This is a genomic window from Novosphingopyxis baekryungensis DSM 16222 (assembly GCF_000420305.1).
GTDB lineage: Bacteria > Pseudomonadota > Alphaproteobacteria > Sphingomonadales > Sphingomonadaceae > Novosphingopyxis > Novosphingopyxis baekryungensis.
Genome location: NZ_ATUR01000003.1, coordinates 239,575 through 258,652, shown reverse-complemented (window position 1 = coordinate 258,652; position 19,078 = coordinate 239,575). Strand labels below are relative to the sequence as shown.

Below are 19,078 nucleotides of genomic sequence, written 5' to 3'. Positions count from 1 at the left end.
GGGATGGACCGCAGTTGGCTAACGCTCCTGCCGATGGTTAGAACGCGCGGGTGGCGAAAATATGATGGACGGTCACTTTGCGCCAACGCCGCGGACCGCCGCTATTTTAGATGCCTTGCTCTCGCGAGCTCCGACCGTTTGTTGATGTATCTGCGCCGATTGGAAGCAGGCGGGCCTGTCCAGGCAGGCCGCCCGCTTCCATTTGGTATGGTCGATCAGTTGGCTGGCGCAGCGGCTTTGTCCGCAGCCTTGGGAGGCGCGAACCCATCCTGATATTTGATATCAGCCGCAGCCTTGGCCTGCTTCATACGCTGCTGCATGGAGTCTTCGAACTGCTTGCTCTGGAGCGCCTTGACCGCCAGCGGCCGTGCTTCCGTGCCCGCCAGGGGAGCGCTCCGTTCGCCAGTAATGACACCCACCATGACCATCCCATTTTCCGTCAGAACAAATGGCTCGCCCGCGGGCAGTGTTTGGATCTGCTTCAGCCGCTCATCGCCTAGTTTCGCGGTATCGAGCTGCGCCGAATCTCGCTGAAAATCCACGCCGAGCTGCTGCAAACGGCTGGCAACGGCGGCCATGCTATGGTCGTCCTTCAGCTGTTGCAGCTTACTCGGATCGGCCGGCATGGGAAACTGGATGCGATCCACGGTGAATACCTGGCGGTTGCCAAACATGGCGGGGCTTTCGGCAATAAATGCGTCGATCGCTTGCTGATCGGGCACTTTTTGTGACCGTTCGGCCTTCTGCCCCATGAGCTGAATCAGCAGGGCGTCGCGCAATTGCCGTTCGCGGATCAAAAACTCAGGTGTCTTGTCCAGACCTTCTTCTTCAGCAGTCTGCGCAAGAAGACGACGTTCAATGATGCGTTGTAAAGCAGCCTGCTGCACGACCTTTTTGTCGACACCCTCAGGAATATTGGCACTGCCCAGTTCGGCATTGATCTCCTGCAGCGTGATTTCATCGCCATTGACGACGGCGGCCACTTGACCGGTGGCCTCTTTGTTGCAGGCCTGGAGCGAAACCAGAACAAGCGCCAAAGCGCCTAAAGTACGACGTTTCATGAATTGTTTCCTTTATGTTGCCGTACCGAGCAGTACTCGGCGCAATGGGGCTGGGGCTGCGGTGATGAAGGCGCGGCTGAAATCCTGCAACTGATCCTCCGCCCGTCCGGCGTCAGCGCTCAAGACGGAGACCCGCATCATGATGCCGTCGGGGATATCGCCCTCAAGATTGGCTTGCATGACGGCGATCCGCTGTTCCGCCCAGCTGCGAGGATAGGCGCGTCCCAATCGTGTGAAATACGCGACTTGTTCGATACGGTTGGGGCTTGTGGCGGTGAAGAAGTTGGCCGGTATAGTCTTGCTGCCGACCTGAATATCCATTTCCCTTGTAGCACTCAGTTCGAAACCACCAACGGGATAGCAAACTTCCGGTCTATGGACCTGCAAAACGCCGTCCTGTGCGTTATTATACGCGAGGAGCAACATGACCGCAGGCAGGCCCGGCGCGGCATAAACCTGGGTTATGAGATTGTCATACAAACGATCGCTGAGCGTATCCGGCGGCGGGAGAACTACCCCGCTTTGCGAAATCGTTTTCCACTGGCCGAATTGCTCTGGAACCCAGCCTTCGAACTGGCTTTCCTTGATAACTGGGTTGGCAACGGCAGGCTGGCGCAAAAAAGCGAACCCCGATGCGCAAGCTAGCGCGCCACCGATCAGCGCATGCCGCCGCGACAATAATAGCGGCCGCGATTGCGGTTTGGCTGATTGAGGCTGAATGTCACTGACCATGGCTGGCATCTCCTGATCTGCGATCCATAAACCTATCCCATATCGGTTTGAGCACGCTGTCGAGCCCGAAGATGGTGAGCAAGGCAATTGCAAACATCAAGATGCCCGCAAAATTGTGCAAAAATCCCTGCGCAGCCGCCTCACCGGAATGATAGGTCAAGAGGATCAAGATCAAAACGCGGAAGAAATTGGCGATCAACGCGACAGGAATAATGAACAGGCCCAAAAACACGGCATAACGCCAGTCAGCTTGGTGGCGAATATAGATGTAAAAAAGTGAAATGGCGGTCAGCGAAATGATGGAGTTGATACCGGAGCAGGCTGCAGCAACCAGCAGCTCATATTGGCCCACATAGATGCGCACGCCTTCGCCGCCGATCGGATAGCCGAACATGGCAAGAAAAGCGATCGCCGCCTTCGATAGCCACATCTTCATCGGTATGGTTATCGCAGCTACAACGGTATCCGGCGGTGGGAAAATGAACGCCAGATAGAATAAGGGAAACAGCAGACGTTTCATCACGTCTATACCGACAATGCTGTACAGCACCGTCAGCAGCACGAAATACATCAAATAGCCTTCGATTTCCACGATCTGGGTGATCCGGGCGAAAATCTGCAAGGGTATGAGCACGGCCAGAAGCCCCCACACGTGCCAAGCCGGCGGCGTTCCAGCATATCCTTTCACCTCTTGCCAGCGGCGATATAATAGCCACAGGCCAGTAAGCAGCACGATTGGTCCATGCGCACCTTCTTCGCCGGTCCAAGACTGCTGCGTGACGAACATCATGGTAGGAACCGCGAAAAGAACGATCCCCAGAATCAATACGAGCAGAATGAACCCTGCTTGTGGCTTCTCCCGGACGCCAACCGGCCCGGCCGATACGGACTTCCACGCGGTCGCCATTGCCATTTCCCATCCTATGCCTAATATTCGTGGATAGAGTGCTGGCGACCTCATGCCAATGCCTCAATTTTCAAGAAACGCTTTGCGTGCCGGCGCGAGACGGTTTTGGTGTAAGCCGTTAGTCGGTCTTCTGTAATAAGACATGATCATGGCTGAATGTGACAGGTGCTGTTCGCAATGAAATTCAAAGCAAACTGGCGCGCTATGTCAGCCATGCAGCTTATATTCGTCATTTTGTTTGCCGTCATAGCTTTGGGTGCTGCAGTCTGGTGGCTGGTGGTCCATGATGCTGGTCGACAGCAGCAGGGTATCGATGCCGCGATCGATCAGGAACGGCTTGCCGGGCCAAAACCTCTTATCCCTGCGCCGCAGACATTCATGCCGCTGACAGCCGAAGAGGCGGCCGAAGCGAACGAGGAAATGCCATTTTCCAAGGAGCCCGTTGAGCCGGCTCCAGCGCTCGTCTTGCCGATGGGGGCGGGTGAGGGTGAGCGCGGAGCTTCGGTTGACTGCCTCACCGCGGCCATTTATTACGAAGCTGCAAATGAGCCGGCCAGTGGGCGACGTGCTGTGGCGCAGGTCGTCCTTAATCGCGTTCGGCATCCGGCTTTCCCACGTTCTGTCTGCGGCGTGGTTTACGAAGGCTCCGATCGCAAGACGGGATGCCAGTTCACCTTCACCTGCGATGGCAGCCTGGAACGCCGCCCTTCCAAGGCAGGATGGGAAAGCGCGCGAAAGCTGGCAGTCACCGCATTGTCGGGCGGTGTCGAACCGGAGGTGGGTATGGCAACGCATTATCACGCAGATTTCGTCGTGCCCTATTGGGCACCATCACTCAATAAAATCACCAAATTGGGTCACCACATCTTTTACCGTTGGAAAGGCAATTGGGGCCGGCGTCGCGCTTTCACCCAGGTTGCTCTGCTGGACGACCTTGAAAGTGCGAAGCAGCTAATAGGCGACCTGGAAACCATTGAGTATGACGAGAACATCTTTTTGGGCGTTCCACCCACGCTGTCCCAGAAACCACAATTATCACCACTGTTGGCTGATGATTTCATGCCGCTTGCACAGGCCGAGAAGATTTTAACGTCTACAAAAACTCAGGCTCGCGAGGCATCTGGCCTGAAAGTTGACGAGCGGCCTTCGCGCCTGGCGGCTGATCAAAAAGCGGGAGCGCTTGTCGATCAATAGGGTTTTCATTGCTGCCCCTATACATGCTCTGGTGATCAGAAAGCTGCGCCGTGGCTGAGCCTTATGATCGGCAACTTCCGTCCTAGATTGGTATGCGTCCACGCACGTTTCCGGGCTGACTGTAGCGACAAACCAGTATCTCTTCTCCACCGAGATGGGCAAGGCCGCACCCGACCGCTTCCGTGCGACGCCAGATCAATTGGGTGTAATGGCTGACATCCTCAACCCGGCCAGTGCTGCTATTGGCTGGGAACACCCCCGCCACATAGGACCGCTTCTCGGCGATCCACAGACGAACCATGGATTCGGGTGTAAAGGAGTCTGGCGTTCCCCCCCAGATATTTTCGCCTTCCAGCGGTTCACCCGGCCGATTGGGCGAATGTTCGAACTTTCCGGTAGCCGACAGATGATCGGCCCAGCGCTGCGCTCCTTCGGCCAGTTGATCATCCCACCGCAGCGAAGCCACACCCATTTTGGCACGTTCGGCATTGTGAGCCGAAAGAATACGGAGTTCGGCATTATCCAGACGGCCCTGCATTCCGGGCAGCATGAAAGAACAGGCTGTTAGGACCGAGAGTTTCCAGACCGTAGCAAACCGTACCATGATGCCCCTTTCTTCAGGGGCAAAACTAGTTCTGCGGTCTCAATGTCACGTACAGAAACAGGATAAAGAAATGCGGTTTACGATGTTGCCAAAGAAACTCTTAAAGCAGGCTAATAAAGGTCGGGCAGGGGAGCCGCTACCAACGGACCGCGCAAGCTAGGCTCCGAGCGCACGATCTGGACGCGATCACCGGCTTTGGCCGCATTGAAGAGTAGCTGTGCAAAGGGTTCCGGCAGGCCGATACATCCATGTGTCGCTCGCCGGGCCGATATCGGACTAGCGTGCAGTGCCACGCCGTCCATGGTCAGAAACATCGCGTACGGCATTGGCGCATCATAGCTACGCGAATGATAATCTTTTTGTTTCGACAGGATAGGAAAGACGCCGAGGGGAGAGCGCATCTTGTCATCGCCATATACGATGACAGCGGTACCAATCTCATGCCCTGCGCGGAAAACCGAAATCATCTGCCGTTCCAGATCGACAAAAACATTCAAGGTTCCCGCGGGCACGCCTTCCGCGTCCCAGCGATAATCACCATGCTTCAGCTTGGCATCCACTCTTAAAAGCGTCCGAGCATTTGCCGGTAATAAATTCTTGCTGGCAGCTAAAGCCACCTCCTCAGGCGTGAGGGGATATCGCTTGGTAAGACTGAAGCTGTCTCCACCTGATGTGAACTCCGGCGAGCCGTTCCGTACAGGCATTTCCTCGCTTGCAAATAGCTTTGGTTGTCCGACCAGAAGGAAACCGGTGAACAGGATTGCACCCAGGATTGACAACATTATCCAACGCATCTGCTATCTGCATCCTTTCCAAACACGCGCACTGCACCACGGCGCCGCAATGCTCCACCGCATGCGATAAAACCCACCAGCATCAGCATCCATGTGCCGGGCTCTGGCACTGGACTTGTTATAGGCGGTGTCGGGATGCCAGGACCAGCAGGCGGCGTTGGTGTTGCCACCGGGGGTTCTGGCTGTGGGCCATCTGGAGTGCCGGGTCCAGGGACGGCGGGGCCACCCCCTCCAGGGTTTCCGCCAATCACGCCAACTGGTGGTGCCCCAGGGCCCGTGCCGGAAAAACTGGGCACTCCGGCCGCGGGCGTCGCAGCTATTGCAGGAAAGTCCGCCAAATCAGAAATGGGCGGCGGTGTCCCGAGCCCGAGAAGGTCGGTCGGCGTTCCTGCCGTAAATGCCAGGCCATCTTCCGGTGGGAAATCAAAGACTTTGCCAAGGGCGCGCTGCCTTGGAGCTGCGTCGGCCGGCACATTTTCAATCTCGCCAAATATAGTGGCTTGGCGCTTTCCCTTTAATAGGTCAGTGAGACCACGTTCGCCGGGCGAACGCGCGAGAAGATCGAGAATGGCGGCCGATGTCTGCGCGTCGCTTGATGCCTGAGCGTTGGCAACGCCATTCAGCCGGTCGCTCCCAAAGCCCAAATTCAACATGGCGAGAGCCGATACGATCATCAGCTTGCCGACAGGGACGACCGTTCGCCGTTTCGTCCGATTGGGGTTCAATTTGTTTTTCACGGAAGCATGATACCCTATTATTTACACAATTGTAACCATTGCACACAAAACGGCTCAACCGCCCATAAAGGTCCCTGATGCGTGGTTAATGTCCGTCGCCTCAGCGCCCGATATCAGTATGGCAAGGGCCTTTTTTAGAGCGGTGAAAATCGATTCGAACTGATCTTCACTGGTCGATTCTTATGTGGGGGGCGTGAGGCTATCGGTGGAACCGGCCATCTGAATGGCAACTGGGTTCTCAGATAAAGCGGCGTGCTCTCTGGATGCTCTTTCAGCGGCGCAATCACCGCTTCATCAACGAATGTTGCGATCGATCATGGCCAATTCGCGAATTGATTCCGCTAAATTTCGCTGTCTCAGTCGCTGCAGTTGTTAGAATATTGCGTCGCTAAGTATTAAAAGCAGACCATGTGCTTTTTTGAAACGGATTCTGAACGTCCGCCGAAAATTGGCCTTGACCGGTGGTCATTCCTGTCGCAGCTAACAGGACGGTTAATAAAGCCTTAAGAAACGGCTGTGCCTGTTTGCAATTTTCAGGAATTGGGGAATATCGATGATGAAATCTACGCTGTTAGCAGCAGGTGCTGCGCTTGCGCTTTTCGGGGCTTCCGCGCCCGCCAATGCCGTCACTTTCGTACTGAACGATACAGGCGGCGCCGGTGTGGGCACGCAGGCGCGTGCCGGATTTGATATTGCGACTGCGTACTGGTCGTCGGTATTGACCGATAACGCCGTGATCAATCTCGACATTGGCTTCCGTGCGCTCAACCCCGGTGTTCTCGGTTCGACGGGCAGCAGCCGCACTTTGCTGTCGATCAACCAGGGCTACTCTGCGCTGTTTGGTGATGTGACGAGCGCGCTGGATGCGCAGGCTACCTCCAATCTGCAGCGCACAAGCCTCAGTGCACTGGATCCTTCCTTCGGTGCAGTCACTGCTGTTACGAACGCGATCAAGGCCGATCGTAGCGGGTACACCGATGCCGCGACGCGTATCGACAACGATGGCGGTGTGAATAACTCCACGTTGGCGATTACCAAGGCAAGTGCGAAAGCGCTCGGCATCACTACCGACGTTAACGGGAATGCTGTCAATTACGGCAGCAGTGATGGAACGATCACGTTCAGCAATTCGTTCGCGTTCGATTTCAATCCGACTGATGGTATCGACTCCAACGCGTTCGATTTCATTGGCGTTGCGATTCATGAGATTGGCCACGCGCTTGGGTTCGTAAGCGGCGTAGACAGCTATGATGCTTTCACATCGCCAAACGGCCCCAATGCGAATGCCGGCCTGCTCGAGAATTTCGTGGTTATGAGCCAGCTCGATCTTTTCCGCTACGGTAGCGAAGGAACGCTTGACTGGTCCACGCAGGGCAACCCCTATTTCTCGATCGATGGCGGCCGGAGCCAGCTGTTTGGCGACTCGCTTCTCGAAGATGGTCGTTTCAACGGTCGTGGTCGTCAGCAGGCGTCCCACTGGCGCGACAGCGCGGCTGGTGACCCGCAGCGGGGTATTCTCGATCCAACATCGGGTCGTGGTCAGCTTCAAGAGATCACCGGCCTCGACTTGGCCGCTTATGATGCCATCGGCTATGACGTGAACTTCGATGTACTGCGCAACGGTGCTAACTATCGTTACACCACAGCCGATGCCTATCGCGCCTTCGCCGTACCTGCCGTGCCAGAGCCATCCACGTGGCTGCAGATGATTCTTGGCTTCGGTGCCCTTGCCGGTTCCATGCGCTTCCGCAAGCGTGGGCTAAAGGGCGTTCGGTTCGCCTGATTGCTAATCGGACCGCGGTCTCTCGTCGTGCAATATGACGGGGGGCTGCGGGTCCGACTGCAGAATATGGGGTTTTGGCCCGAAAGACTCTGAAACATTTGAATTGATCTTAGTGCCATTCTGGAACGAACCCGGACACGACCAGTTAGGGCATTGCTATCGTTGAATTAATGTTTTAATAACTTTCAACGAGTCGGGCACTTTTGCAACTCAAATAGATCGGAATTATCATGAACATAGCTTTAAAAGCTTTGGTCGCAGCATCGGCACTTGCCATTTCAACAACGGCCAGCGCAGCAGACTTTTTCCCGGGAACGAACGAGACCGGATCGCCTTCGGCATTTTTCCAGGTTAATGGCGATCCCTTCGACGGCACCGTTTCGGCTACCTTTGGTCGTTCGGGCCTTCAGGCCGGTAACTTTACCGATCGTTTCATCTTTCGTTTGGGTCAGGACGGCCTGGGCAGCGGATCGCTGATCACGAACTTTGCCGGAATGCTCGGCAGCCGGACCGATCTTGATTTTATTTCCGTGATGTTCAGCAATGGCGTTAGCAATTTCGTCGTGCCGCTGGCGTCGCTGGGTAATGCGGAATTCGGCGCTTTGTCGAACATTCCTATTTTCACAGGGAACGAGAACATTTTGTCGATCAACTACCAGTCGCGTGGAAACGGTTCTTTCGGTGGTGATCTTTCGTTCTCGCCGAACGCCATGACGGCCGTACCCGAGCCAGCAGCTTGGGCGCTTATGCTCTTTGGTTTTGCGGGCATCGGCTTCTCGATGCGTCGTCGCACGCGTGAGAATGTTCGCGTAAAGTTTGCCTTCTGATAGGCTTTTGCCAAATCTGGCAATGTTCAAGGGCGGGAAGAAACAGATGTTTCTTCCCGCCTTTTTAATGCACTTTTTGACGGCTGGATGGGCCTGGAACGGCTAAAGTGCTCCCTAGAGACGTGACGTCGTTCGTTCGTCCCAGTCCATTTTCCCTGGCAAGCCGTGTCCGTATGCCAGCCTCTTCCGCTGGGCTGAAAAAATAAGGGTACAAAGACCGTTCGCCGGGGGTCTGTTTTCCGGCAAGCATCCGGATCGATTCACTGACCTGATCGACTGTAATGTGCATGAGCTGAGCCGGCGCGCAAACATGTCTGTTCGTTCGTGGAGCCCCTACTTTGCTAAATCCAAGCATCGTTTCGTAAAAACGGACATGTCGCGGATTCACTTCAATGAGCAAGTCGCTGCAGTTTAAGTGGCTAACCCCGTAAATATATATGATGTGGAACAATGCGGCCAGTAATGGCCGCGAGCGCGGGGATGGATCGAACGCAAACTTGGTCAGCTCACATATGTCCAGACGTGCTGTTGCACGGAAATAATCAATTTCGTCTCGGAAGGTCGAATCTAGCCCAAGGCCGTCACTTGAATCGGCGGTCAGCGTAAGGGTGCCAAAGATATAATCTTCCACGGACGCAATGAACGTCGAAGACTTTTGGGACCGGGCGAACGAATGATTCGAACCGAAACCCTTGCGTGCATAGATTTGGTTGAGCAGAAATTGCGCGTTGCTGCGCTGCCCGTCGGAATTTGCGAGCCTGAACATGACTTCCTGCAACGGACCGTTCTCTGCTCTTTGGAAATGCCGAGAACAGATCGTAGCATCGAGCGAAGGATCGGCTGCCTGATCCAGCGCGGATACGATCATGACGTGAACCGTAGCTGGCTTATGCGAAGCTGAGCGATGCGATCATGATGCTTCACTATTGCGAACGATTGACCCTGCATATTCCCGACCCTCTGTTAGTGGGTCTTTGTGCCGCGAATCGTTTAATGGTTGGACGCTGACTTTAGTTAATAGAAAAACTGATTTGTTAGGAGGCGTGAGGCTGCAAGGTCGAGGCCAATCCCGCTGCGGCCGGAGTTGAAAAGCTGACCCTGAAAAACGCGCTGGGTGAGCTATATGCCGGATGTGACGCTGATGCGAACGCCGCTGCTGTTGCGTAGCCGAGGGATGAGTGTGGTTTCTGTTGGTTGTAATCCACGATTACGGCCCGGGCATGCGCGAGGCTCATGAACGGCGTCTCATTGGGAAGTTCGCTGCGTATGCGACCGTTCATGCTGGCACAGAAGCTGGTCTGCATCGGTTTATCCGGTGCTATGTCATGCCATTCTACGCCGAACTTTAGGCTGCAGCGCTGGTTCGGCAGGGCAAGCACCGGGTCCGGCGCCCTCATTTCAACAGCACGCTTGCAACTGCGTCGCCTCCTGCGGCCCGGCGGCGAGCGTCAGAGCCTTTATGCTAGGATATCCTTGGCGACGCCGCCCTTCGGGTTAAGGCAGCCTGGCAGAGCATCATAGTCGCCAGCAGTCGCTTCAGCTTCGCGTTCTCGCGCTCAAGCGCCCTCAGCCAACGCGCATCGGGTGGCGAAGGCGTGCGAAGCACACAGCTTCAACCCGCCTCATGTGGCCTTCCAGCTCTAGATCGCTGCTTGAAACACGCGGTGCCGCCGAGCGAGGTCAGCGGTCGTAGAACCCGCCACGGCCTCCTTCAGCACGGCGATGATGCGCTCTTCGCTCATCTTCTTTCTCTTCATCTTGTCGGTCCTTCTGTTGGCGCCGGACACCAATCGAGCCTGGAGAAAAACAAGCGATCACGCCACGGCACGCCACGCTGAGCGGGCAATGATTCAAATCGCTGTCCTACCGGGCGGAGTTTGCTTATGCGGTCCTCATGCATTTTTCTTATTCTCAGCCCCTGCGTGGTTGCCATCATGTCATGTCCAGTTCCGTCGGCTGTGAGGGACCAGCTTTTCCCGCTCTGGACTGTGTGAACCGTGTGACCCTGGGGCGGCGGTCGTGACTCCGGCGGCGCGGGTGCAGTCGGCTATCGAGCTGCTGGACGAGGTGATCGTCTCGGCGCGCGATGGCGGACCGGCGGCGGATGTGATTGCGCGGCAATTCTTCAAGGCGCGCCGTTATGCCGGGTCCAAGGACCGGCGCGCGGTGCGCGATCTGGCGTGGAACGCCATCCGCCGCTGGGGCGACCGGCCCGTCAGTGGGCGCGCGGCGATGCTCGGCATGGCGGCCAGCCAGCCCGAACTGGCGGAAATGTTTGGCGGGGAAGGGCATGCGCCGCCCGCCATGGGCGCGGACGAACCGGTGGCCAGTGGCCGCACCATCCCCGGCTGGCTGGTCAAGCGCTTCGCCGCGCCGGTGCGGCGCGATCTCGATGCGCTGATGGAGCGCGCCCCGCTGGACCTGCGCGTCAATCGGCTGAAGACGAGCCGCGAGTCCGTGCTGGGCGATCTGGCCGATCTTGCGCCGGAGCCGATCGACACCGCGCCCAATGCGGTGCGTCTGCCGCCGGACAGCGACGTGTTGACCACCGATGCCTATCGGGACGGACGCGTGGAAATTCAGGATCTGGGCAGCCAGCTCATCTGCCAGGCCAGCGGCGCGCAGCCGGGCATGACCGTGCTCGATCTGTGCGCGGGCGCGGGCGGCAAGACGCTGTCCCTGGCCGCGCTGATGCAGAACCGTGGCCGCCTGATCGCAGCCGACACCGATCGGCGGCGGCTCAATCAATTGCCCGACCGGGCCGAACGCGCCGGGGCGACCATCGCCGAGACGCTGCTGCTCGATCCCGGCAAGGAGGCCGAGGCGCTCGCCGCCCTGGCGGGGCAATGCGATATCGTGGTGGTCGACGCGCCCTGTTCGGGCACCGGCACCTGGCGGCGCAACCCGGAGACGCGCTGGCGGCTGACGCCCAAGCGGCTGGAGGCGGTGACGGCGCTGCAGGCGCGGCTACTCGATCTGGCGGCGACGATGGTCGCGCCGGGCGGGCGGATCGTCTATGCCGTCTGCTCGCTGCTGGATGAAGAGGGCGCAGGGCAGATCGACCGGTTTCTGACAGGCCATGCCGGCTGGACGGCGATGCCCCATGAGGGCCCCGGCCGCGGCCATCGGAACGGAACGTTGCTCGATCCGTCTCATGACGGGAGTGACGGCTTTTTCTACGCCCTGCTCACGCCCAAATGACCGCAAACCGCGAAACGATCTGGAATCTCATCATGCGCTTTTCTCCCGCCGCCATCGCCCTGTCGCTCGGCCTTGCCATGGTGTCGAGCGCCGGTTTATCGAAGCCGGAACTGCCGCCGATTAGCGCGCAGGCGCAGGCGCTTGCGGCACGGGCTGCGGCGGCGCAGGCCGCAGGCGATAGCGCGCTGGCGATAGACCTGTACGAGACTGCGCTGGCGGTCGATCCCGCCTTCCAGCAGGCGTTCGTATCGCTGGCTGATATCGCCCGCGCACAGGGTCTCGATGGCAAGGCGGTGCGGCTCTACCGGGAGGCGCTGGAGCGCGACCCCAATGACGTGGCCGCGCTGGCGGGCGAGGGGGAGGCGCTGGCGGATCGCGGCGCGCTGGAGCGGGCGCGGGAGGATCTGGCGCGGCTGCGGCTGCTCTGCCGGACCGATTGCTCCGATGCGGACCGTCTGGCGCAGGCGATCGATCAGGCTGCCGCCGAGCCGGTCCGCTCAGCCGAGGCGGTAACGCCGGCCACCACGGTGGAAGAGGCGGAACGCCGCGCCGAGGAACAGCCCTGAGCGGCTGCCGTGCGGCCGCGGTGTCAGAAGCCGTAGACCAGGCTCACCCGGCTCAGCGTGCTGAGGTCGACCAGGCCCGGGGGCGGCGCGGTCTGATAGTCCAGCGTGTAGGATAGCCGGGCGGAGAGCGATCCGATCAGATTGGCATCGAGCGCGGTGGTGGAGGTGAAGGTGCTGTTGTCCGTGGCCACAAGCGCCTGTGCCTGTTCGGTCAGGGCGATGCCGCTGGCGACCGTCCAGCGGCTGTCGACGGCGCCAAGGCCGGTGATGACCTGCTCGTCGCCATCGCGCCGGTAGCGGGTGTAGCGATAGGCCGGGCCGCCCTTGAGCGCGATGCGCAGGTCGGGCTGCTCCACGACGGTCCAGCCGAGGCCGCCGGAGACGGCATAGCGCTGCTCCACGCCCTGCACGCGGTCCCGGTCGAACTGGAACTGGCCGAAGGCGAAGGCGCTGTCGTCGAACCGATACTGGCTCTCCAGCGCCGCCATGATGCGCTCGCGCGTGGTGACGCCGTTGCTCTCCTGATAGTCGACCTGTGCGCGCAGGGCGTGCGTCCAGTCGAGCCCCACCCGCTTGAGCCGGAGGGCGGAGTTCAGGCCGATGTCGCTGCTGGTGCCGGTGGAGCGGGTGAAGCCCAGCTGGCCTTCGCCCTCCCAGCGGTCCAGCAGGTTGGCGCTCTCAAGCTCCGCGCGCTTGCGCTCCGCCACCTTGGTCTTCCATCCGCTCACCATCGCATCGATGGCATCGGCGTCTTCGGGAAACGCCGTCTTGGCGTATTTGGCGACGGTGTCGACTTCGCTGGCATTGCCGCTCTCGATTGAACCTTCCAGCATGACGCGCACAGGATCGCTCAGTTGCGCAGCGGCGGGGCTGGCAAGCATCACGGCGCCGCCGGCCAGCCCGGAGAGGATCGGTCTCATGAAGTCCCTCAAGGTCAACGCGCGTCCAACCCCTCAGATGAGCGGGCCGAACTCATCGATGATGTCACGGTAAAGCTTGCGTTTGAACGGGACGATCAGCTGTGGCAGCTCGTCCGGATCGGCCCAGCGCCAAGCGCGGAACTCGGCATGGCTGGTGGCGATGTCGACATCGCTGTCTTCGCCCTCGAACCGCATGAGGAACCAGCTCTGCCGCTGCCCGCCATAGCGTCCGCCCCAGATCTTGCCGTAGAGTTCGGGTGGCAGATCGTAGAACAGCTCCTCGCTGGAGCGGGCCACGATGGTCACCTTGTCCGGCGCGATACCGGTCTCTTCGGTCAGTTCGCGCAGGGCCGCCTGTTCGGCGTCTTCCCCTTCGTCGATACCGCCCTGTGGCATCTGCCAGGCATCGCTGTCCGGATTGTCGATGCGCTGTCCGACAAAGATCTTGCCGGACCTGTTGGCCAGCATGATCCCTGCACAAGGCCTGTAAGGAAGATCGGTGGATGTGGTCACTGTGTCACTCCGATATCGGCCAGCGTCTCCTTCATCAGACCGAACAGTTTGGCGATATCCTCCTGACCGGAAGGGATCGCCTTGCGAATGCAGATGAAGCCATGGATCGTGCCTTCGGCCATGATGGCCCGCACCGGCACACCGGCCTCGCGCAGCTTGTCGGCATAGGCCAGCCCCTGATCGCGCAACGGATCGAGCGATGCAGTGACGATGACTGTTGGCGGCATTCCTTCCTGCGAAAGGTGGAGCACGTCATTGCGCTCATGACCGGCTTGAGCTGCATATTGCTCGCCGAACCATGCCATCGTCTCGCTCGTCAGAAGGAAGCCCTCCGCGCATTCGCGAAAACTGTCATAGTCCGCGCCCGAATCGACCACTGGATAGATTGGGAACTGTGCCACCACAGGCACCTCTGCCGGATCCTTGCGGAGCGCCATGGTGGTCACGATAGCCAGATTGCCACCCGCACTGTCGCCGCATGGGATCAGGCCGGTGGGCTTGAAGGGAAGCGCGGCTGGATTGGAGGCAATCCAGCGGGCCACCGCCTCGCAATCATCCGGCGCGGCGGGGAACGGATGTTCCGGCGCCAGGCGATAATCGACCGCAATCACCGGAAGGTCGAGCGCCTTGGCAAGGCTGGTGCAGAAAGGGTGATGGCTGTCCAGATTGCCGATGACGAATCCGCCGCCATGGATGAACAATATGACGGGGTTGTCCGCGCGGTCGGAACGCGCATCATAATAGCGCAGCGGAATGCGACCATCCGGTCCGTCACAATGCATTTCGGTGATGACGGCCAGGTGTTCAGGCGGCATGTCGGCCAGCGGCGTGAGCATGTTGTACGCCTGTCTCGCCTCGGCAGGCGTCCCCTCATGCGCTGCTTTTCCGCCCATCTGTTCGAGCATCTGGAGGAAATTGCGCACGTCGTCGCGAACGTAGAGGTCCGGCATATTGGTTCCTTTCGCCTGTCTTGAAGCTGTAGGTGGAGATGGTTGACCGGCCTGTCAAAATCTTATCGGTGAACCGCAGGCTGGGTGCGGCACAGATTTTCTAATTTGCGCAACTGCACTGCCTGTCCTACTTCCGGAAACCAGACAATGCATGACAGGAAAGGCCGGGCATGGCGACGGCGCTGAAGGATCAGGACAACGTAGCAAGCGCCGAGCGCGTGGTGGTGCGTTTCGCAGGCGATAGTGGAGACGGTATGCAGCTGACCGGTGGGCAGTTCACGCTGTCCTCGGCCATGGCGGGCAACGATTTTGCGACTTTTCCGGATTTCCCCGCGGAAATCCGGGCACCGCAGGGCACCTTGTTTGGCGTGTCCGCGTTTCAGATCAACTTCGGTTCGACCGCGATCGATACCGCCGGGGATCGGCCCGATGTGCTGGTTGCGATGAACCCGGCGGCGCTGAAGACCAATGTCGGCTCCTTGCGCGAAGGGGGCCTGATCATTGCCGACACCGGCGAGTTTGGTAAACGCAATCTGGACAAGGCGAAATATGAGGTCAATCCGCTCGAGGATGGCAGCCTGGCGCCCTATGATCTGCTGGCGTTCGATATCAGTGCACTGACGCTCGAAGCGGTGAAGCCGTTTGGTCTTGGCAACAAGGAAGCGCTGCGTTGCAAGAACATGTGGACGCTGGGACTCGCGCTCTGGATGTTCGATCGCGATCGGCAGCCGATTGTCGATTGGCTGAACGCCAAGTTCGCCAAGAAACCCGATATCGCGGAAGCCAATATCGCGGCGTTGAACGCTGGCCATGCCTATGGCGAGACCGCAGAGATTTCCGGTCCGCTCAAGCAGCATCATGTCGATCCGGCACCGGCAAGTCCGGGTCTGTACCGGACGGTGAACGGCGCCGAGGCGGTGGCGCTCGGGTTGGTGGCGGGCGCGCAGCTGGCCGGTCTGCCGATGTTCTTTGGCGGCTATCCGATCACCCCGGCCTCCGCGATCTTGCATCATCTGTCGCGCCTCAAGGAATTCGGCGTCACGACCTTCCAGGCGGAAGACGAGATCGCGGCCATCTGTTCTGCCATCGGCGCAAGCTATGCCGGGCAGCTGGGCGTCACCAGTTCGTCCGGTCCCGGCATCGCGCTGAAGGGAGAGGCCATGGGCCTCGCCATCATGACGGAACTGCCGCTCGTCATCGTGAACTCGCAGCGGGGTGGACCATCGACCGGTCTGCCGACCAAGACCGAACAGTCCGATCTGTATCAGGCCGTATTCGGTCGCAATGGCGACGCGCCGATGCCGGTGGTGGCCGCGCGCTCGCCCGTCGATGTGTTCGACTGCGCCATCGAAGCGGTGCGCCTGGCCGTGCAATATATGACGCCGGTCATGCTCCTGACAGATGGTTATATCGCCAATGCTGCCGAGCCCTGGAAGGTGCCGGACATGGACGATTACAAACCGTTCGAAGTGCAATTTCTCGAGGACGTGCCGGAGGGCGGATATCTTCCCTATGCGCGCGACAGGAAGCTGGCCCGCCCATGGGTGAAGCCCGGTACGCCCGGCCTGATGCACCGCATCGGTGGCATCGAAAAGGCGGCCGGCACCGGCCATATCGATTACAGCCCTGAAAACCATGCGCAGATGACCGGCATTCGCGCCGCCAAGGTGATGGGTGTGCAGGATTCGATTCCGGATCAGGATGTCACGCTGGGCGAGCCTGGCGGCAAGCTGGCGCTAGTCGGCTGGGGCTCCACCTATGGGCCAATTCATCAGGCCGTGCGCCGCATGCGCCGCGATGGCCATGATGTCAGCCATATTCATCTGCGCCACATCTGGCCGATGCCCGCCAATCTGGGCGATCTGCTGAAAAGCTATGATAAGGTCATAGTGCCGGAAATGAACACCGGGCAGCTGAAGACCCTTTTGCGCGATCAATATCTGATCGATGCCCAGCCGCTGACCAAGGTGACCGGACAGCCCTTCACGATTGCCGAACTGGAATTGGCGATCCAGGGCGCGTCGTGATGCCCGGACCCATTGAACCGGACGAGCTGAAACCCAAGCCCGTCCTCCCCCTGATCGCGATGCTGGCAGTAGTCGGCTTCCTGATCTGGAAGCTGTATTCCTGAGCGAGAGTTGATTCCATGAATGACATGACCCCCGTCACGACCACGCTGAAGGATTGGGAAACCGATCAGGAAGTTCGCTGGTGCCCCGGCTGCGGCGATTACGCCATCCTGAAGGCGGTGCAGCGCACGATGCCGCAGATTGGCGGCGATCCGGCCAACACCGTGTTCATCTCCGGCATCGGCTGTTCCAGCCGCTTTCCCTATTATATGGAAACCTATGGCTTCCACACGATCCACGGCCGCGCGCCGGCGGTGGCCACGGGCGTGAAGCTGGCCAACCCCGATCTGGACGTTTGGATCATCACCGGTGATGGCGATGGTCTGTCGATCGGCGGCAATCACATGATGCATTTGGTCCGCCGCAATCTCGACTGCCAGATCATGCTGTTCAACAATGAGATCTATGGCCTCACCAAGGGCCAATATTCACCGACCAGCCGCGAAGGCACGACCACACCGTCAACGCCATTCGGCTCGGTCGACCATCCAGCCGAGCCGTGCAGCTTTGCGCTGGGCTCGGGTGCCCGGTTCATCGCGCGGGGCTTCGACGTGTCGAAGGATCTGCCCGATGTGCTGAAGGCGGCGCATGCGCACAAGGGCGCAGCGTTCATCGAGATTTTCCAGAACTGCATCGTCTATAACAAGGACGTGTTCGGCGAATTTACCGAGAAGAAGAACGCAGCGACCGGCCAGCTCTGGCTGAACGATGGCGAACCGATGCTGTTCGACGGCGGCACCAAGGGCCTTGCGCTCAACAACGACACGCTGAAGCTGGAAGTGGTCGACGTGGCAGACGGCGACTGGCAGGGCGCTGGTGTGCGCGTGCATGATGTGAAGAACCGCATGATGGCGCAGATGCTGGTCGAGATGCCGTTCGGCCCGTTTCCCAAGGCGCTCGGCGTGCTCTATGACGATCCGCGCGAAACGTTCGAGAGCGCAGTGGTCGAGCAAATGGCAGAAGCCGCCAAGGGCAAGACGCCCAATCTGCAGAAGCTGGTGAGCAAAGGACAGACCTGGACTGTAACGGATCCCGGCCCCGACCTTTAGGGCCGCCGCAGCCGCGTGGACAATTTCACCCACTCGCTGGCTGGCTGGGCGCTGGGGCAGGCCGGGCTGAAGCGCAAGACCGGGCTGGGCATGGCCGCGCTTATCCTCGGCGCGAACATGCCGGATATCGATGTGGTGCTGGAACCGCTCTTCGGGCTGCCAAGCATCCAATATCATCGCGGATTTACCCATGGTGTGGGCGGCGTGGCCATCATGCCGTTCCTGCTCGCCTGCCTGCTGCTGGCGCTCGATCGCTGGCAGGGCAAACAGGGTGACCGGTCTGCCGAGGCGCGCTGGTGGCAACAGTGGAACCGCCGTCCGCTGGGGCGCGATACCGTACGCTTCGGCTGGCTTGTCGCGCTATGCTATATCGGCACGCTGACCCATCCGGCGCTGGATTTCATGAACACCTATGGCATCCAGCTGCTCGCGCCGTTCAGCGAGCGCTGGTTTCATGGAGACACCCTGTTCATCATCGATGTCTGGGTCTGGTCGATCCTCGCCTTCTCCATCTGGCTTTCCCGGCGGTGGGAAAAACGCAAGCGTACCGAATGGCGTCGTCCGGCAATCGTGGGGCTGTGCGCGGCGCTGGTCTATATTTGTGCCAATGGCCTGCTCAGCCTGAAGGCGGAACACGCCACGCGCGCGCTGGCGCAGGGCTTTTATGGCATAAGCCCGGATTTTGTGATGGCTGGCGAAGTGCCGATTGCCTTCTGGCGGCGTGAGATCATCTGGCGGCGCGGCACGACGCTTGGGCGGACCAGCTACGATGCGCTCTCCGGCAGGATGACCGCGGACGAAACACCCACCGACACCAATATGGCCGACCCTGCGGTGGCAGAGGCCGCGCGGCAGGATCGGCAGCTGGCGGCATTTCTCAACTGGTCGCTCGTTCCCGTCGCGCGTGCCGAACGCGGGCCGAACGAGACGCTGGTTAAGGTGGGCGATGCGCGGTTCAGCGATGCGCGTACCGCCAGCGGTTTCAGCCGGACGGTGCGGATAGCGGGCGATCAGTGAACGGAAGTCCGGATCGTGCATTGGGCAAAGCAGGCTGGCCGCTATAGAAACAATGGCGGCCAAGCCCGATCAATTTTCTGCTGGAGTCCAAGCG

The 19,078-nt window shown here is 59.5% G+C and carries 18 protein-coding genes and 1 pseudogene; 8 read left to right on the top strand and 11 right to left on the bottom strand.

Going from position 1 to position 19,078, the window contains the following annotated elements; all coding sequences use genetic code 11:
• Positions 1-215: 215 nt before the first annotated feature.
• The 3 genes from G410_RS0105005 to xrtV are packed head-to-tail and all read right to left on the bottom strand — an operon-like array spanning position 216 to position 2,706.
• Positions 216-1,061 (bottom strand): SurA N-terminal domain-containing protein, encoded by an 846-nt coding sequence (locus tag G410_RS0105005; RefSeq protein ID WP_028971085.1) that lies wholly within the window; start codon positions 1,059-1,061, stop codon positions 216-218.
• Between the two features lie 12 nt (positions 1,062-1,073).
• Positions 1,074-1,793: an exosortase-associated protein EpsI, V-type gene (gene epsI / locus G410_RS0105000; RefSeq protein ID WP_022672555.1), complete on the bottom strand. Its 720-nt coding sequence runs from the start codon at positions 1,791-1,793 to the stop codon at positions 1,074-1,076.
• Positions 1,783-2,706, bottom strand: coding sequence for an exosortase V (xrtV, locus tag G410_RS15710; RefSeq protein ID WP_162604072.1), 924 nt, complete (start codon positions 2,704-2,706; stop codon positions 1,783-1,785). Before xrtV ends, epsI begins: the two co-directional genes overlap by 11 nt.
• Before the next feature lie 171 nt (positions 2,707-2,877).
• Between xrtV and G410_RS15705 the strand changes: the two genes are divergently transcribed.
• On the top strand, positions 2,878-3,894 hold the full coding sequence (locus tag G410_RS15705; RefSeq protein ID WP_245559301.1) for a cell wall hydrolase: 1,017 nt from the start codon (positions 2,878-2,880) through the stop codon (positions 3,892-3,894).
• 82 nt (positions 3,895-3,976) lie between these two features.
• On the opposite strand, the gene G410_RS0104985 is transcribed toward G410_RS15705, so the two are convergent.
• The 3 genes from G410_RS0104985 to G410_RS18375 form a co-directional block, all read right to left on the bottom strand.
• The gene (locus tag G410_RS0104985; protein WP_033317357.1) at positions 3,977-4,498 is read right to left on the bottom strand and encodes a CAP domain-containing protein; all 522 of its coding nucleotides are present in this window, start codon (positions 4,496-4,498) and stop codon (positions 3,977-3,979) included.
• Between the two features lie 110 nt (positions 4,499-4,608).
• On the bottom strand, positions 4,609-5,292 hold the full coding sequence (locus G410_RS15700; protein WP_245559300.1) for a L,D-transpeptidase family protein: 684 nt from the start codon (positions 5,290-5,292) through the stop codon (positions 4,609-4,611).
• Positions 5,280-5,945 carry a PEPxxWA-CTERM sorting domain-containing protein gene (locus G410_RS18375; protein WP_281163331.1) on the bottom strand — a complete coding sequence of 222 codons (666 nt, stop codon included), beginning with the start codon at positions 5,943-5,945 and terminating at the stop codon, positions 5,280-5,282. The genes G410_RS15700 and G410_RS18375 overlap by 13 nt, the downstream gene beginning before the upstream one ends.
• Before the next feature lie 637 nt (positions 5,946-6,582).
• Between G410_RS18375 and G410_RS0104975 the strand changes: the two genes are divergently transcribed.
• Together G410_RS0104975 and G410_RS0104970 are read left to right on the top strand one after the other, a co-directional pair.
• Positions 6,583-7,812: an NF038122 family metalloprotease gene (locus tag G410_RS0104975; protein ID WP_022672550.1), complete on the top strand. Its 1,230-nt coding sequence runs from the start codon at positions 6,583-6,585 to the stop codon at positions 7,810-7,812.
• A 230-nt stretch (positions 7,813-8,042) separates the two neighbouring features.
• Positions 8,043-8,639: an FxDxF family PEP-CTERM protein gene (locus tag G410_RS0104970; protein ID WP_084488971.1), complete on the top strand. Its 597-nt coding sequence runs from the start codon at positions 8,043-8,045 to the stop codon at positions 8,637-8,639.
• Positions 8,640-8,703: 64 nt separating this feature from the next.
• On the opposite strand, the gene G410_RS17330 is transcribed toward G410_RS0104970, so the two are convergent.
• Positions 8,704-9,507, bottom strand: coding sequence for an N-acyl amino acid synthase FeeM domain-containing protein (locus G410_RS17330; RefSeq protein WP_022672548.1), 804 nt, complete (start codon positions 9,505-9,507; stop codon positions 8,704-8,706).
• A 262-nt stretch (positions 9,508-9,769) separates the two neighbouring features.
• A pseudogene (locus G410_RS18445) lies at positions 9,770-10,069 on the bottom strand (integrase core domain-containing protein); the annotation flags it as partial.
• A gap of 589 nt (positions 10,070-10,658) precedes the next feature.
• Here G410_RS18445 and G410_RS0104955 point away from each other — a divergent pair.
• Both G410_RS0104955 and G410_RS0104950 read left to right on the top strand, forming a co-directional pair.
• Positions 10,659-11,840 (top strand): RsmB/NOP family class I SAM-dependent RNA methyltransferase, encoded by a 1,182-nt coding sequence (locus tag G410_RS0104955; RefSeq protein ID WP_028971081.1) that lies wholly within the window; start codon positions 10,659-10,661, stop codon positions 11,838-11,840.
• A gap of 32 nt (positions 11,841-11,872) precedes the next feature.
• On the top strand, positions 11,873-12,406 hold the full coding sequence (locus G410_RS0104950) for a tetratricopeptide repeat protein (RefSeq protein WP_051137224.1): 534 nt from the start codon (positions 11,873-11,875) through the stop codon (positions 12,404-12,406).
• A gap of 23 nt (positions 12,407-12,429) precedes the next feature.
• Here G410_RS0104950 and G410_RS0104945 read toward each other — a convergent pair whose 3' ends face one another.
• From G410_RS0104945 to G410_RS0104935, 3 genes are read right to left on the bottom strand one after another with little or no spacing between them, the layout of a single operon-like run.
• Entirely contained in the window at positions 12,430-13,326 is an 897-nt protein-coding gene (locus G410_RS0104945; RefSeq protein WP_022672545.1) for a DUF481 domain-containing protein, read from the bottom strand.
• A 33-nt stretch (positions 13,327-13,359) separates the two neighbouring features.
• Positions 13,360-13,839: an RNA pyrophosphohydrolase gene (locus tag G410_RS17645; protein WP_022672544.1), complete on the bottom strand. Its 480-nt coding sequence runs from the start codon at positions 13,837-13,839 to the stop codon at positions 13,360-13,362.
• A complete protein-coding gene (locus G410_RS0104935; RefSeq protein WP_022672543.1) occupies positions 13,836-14,789 on the bottom strand; it encodes an alpha/beta hydrolase in 954 nt (317 codons plus the stop codon). Before G410_RS0104935 ends, G410_RS17645 begins: the two co-directional genes overlap by 4 nt.
• A 170-nt stretch (positions 14,790-14,959) precedes the next feature.
• Between G410_RS0104935 and G410_RS0104930 the strand changes: the two genes are divergently transcribed.
• The 3 genes from G410_RS0104930 (at position 14,960) to G410_RS0104915 (ending at position 18,984) form a co-directional block, all read left to right on the top strand.
• A complete protein-coding gene (locus G410_RS0104930) occupies positions 14,960-16,816 on the top strand; it encodes a 2-oxoacid:acceptor oxidoreductase subunit alpha (protein WP_022672542.1) in 1,857 nt (618 codons plus the stop codon).
• A gap of 119 nt (positions 16,817-16,935) precedes the next feature.
• The gene (locus tag G410_RS0104920; RefSeq protein WP_022672540.1) at positions 16,936-17,967 is read left to right on the top strand and encodes a 2-oxoacid:ferredoxin oxidoreductase subunit beta; all 1,032 of its coding nucleotides are present in this window, start codon (positions 16,936-16,938) and stop codon (positions 17,965-17,967) included.
• Positions 17,968-17,982: 15 nt separating this feature from the next.
• Positions 17,983-18,984, top strand: coding sequence for a metal-dependent hydrolase (locus G410_RS0104915; protein ID WP_022672539.1), 1,002 nt, complete (start codon positions 17,983-17,985; stop codon positions 18,982-18,984).
• Positions 18,985-19,078: the final 94 nt, after the last annotated feature.

Bases quoted from the DNA above. Each gene is read 5' to 3' on its own strand.
- G410_RS0104920 (WP_022672540.1), top strand. From the start codon at position 16,936: ATGAATGACATGACCCCCGTCACGACCACGCTGAAGGATTGGGAAACC.
- G410_RS0104950 (WP_051137224.1), top strand. From the start codon at position 11,873: ATGCGCTTTTCTCCCGCCGCCATCGCCCTGTCGCTCGGCCTTGCCATG.
- G410_RS0104930 (WP_022672542.1), top strand. From the start codon at position 14,960: ATGGCGACGGCGCTGAAGGATCAGGACAACGTAGCAAGCGCCGAGCGC.
- G410_RS0104970 (WP_084488971.1), top strand. From the start codon at position 8,043: ATGAACATAGCTTTAAAAGCTTTGGTCGCAGCATCGGCACTTGCCATT.
- G410_RS0104985 (WP_033317357.1), bottom strand. From the start codon at position 4,498: ATGGTACGGTTTGCTACGGTCTGGAAACTCTCGGTCCTAACAGCCTGT.
- G410_RS0105005 (WP_028971085.1), bottom strand. From the start codon at position 1,061: ATGAAACGTCGTACTTTAGGCGCTTTGGCGCTTGTTCTGGTTTCGCTC.
- G410_RS0104945 (WP_022672545.1), bottom strand. From the start codon at position 13,326: ATGAGACCGATCCTCTCCGGGCTGGCCGGCGGCGCCGTGATGCTTGCC.
- epsI (WP_022672555.1), bottom strand. From the start codon at position 1,793: ATGGTCAGTGACATTCAGCCTCAATCAGCCAAACCGCAATCGCGGCCG.
- xrtV (WP_162604072.1), bottom strand. From the start codon at position 2,706: ATGGCAATGGCGACCGCGTGGAAGTCCGTATCGGCCGGGCCGGTTGGC.
- G410_RS15700 (WP_245559300.1), bottom strand. From the start codon at position 5,292: ATGCGTTGGATAATGTTGTCAATCCTGGGTGCAATCCTGTTCACCGGT.
- G410_RS15705 (WP_245559301.1), top strand. From the start codon at position 2,878: ATGAAATTCAAAGCAAACTGGCGCGCTATGTCAGCCATGCAGCTTATA.
- G410_RS18375 (WP_281163331.1), bottom strand. From the start codon at position 5,945: ATGTTGAATTTGGGCTTTGGGAGCGACCGGCTGAATGGCGTTGCCAAC.
- G410_RS0104935 (WP_022672543.1), bottom strand. From the start codon at position 14,789: ATGCCGGACCTCTACGTTCGCGACGACGTGCGCAATTTCCTCCAGATG.
- G410_RS17330 (WP_022672548.1), bottom strand. From the start codon at position 9,507: ATGATCGTATCCGCGCTGGATCAGGCAGCCGATCCTTCGCTCGATGCT.
- G410_RS0104975 (WP_022672550.1), top strand. From the start codon at position 6,583: ATGATGAAATCTACGCTGTTAGCAGCAGGTGCTGCGCTTGCGCTTTTC.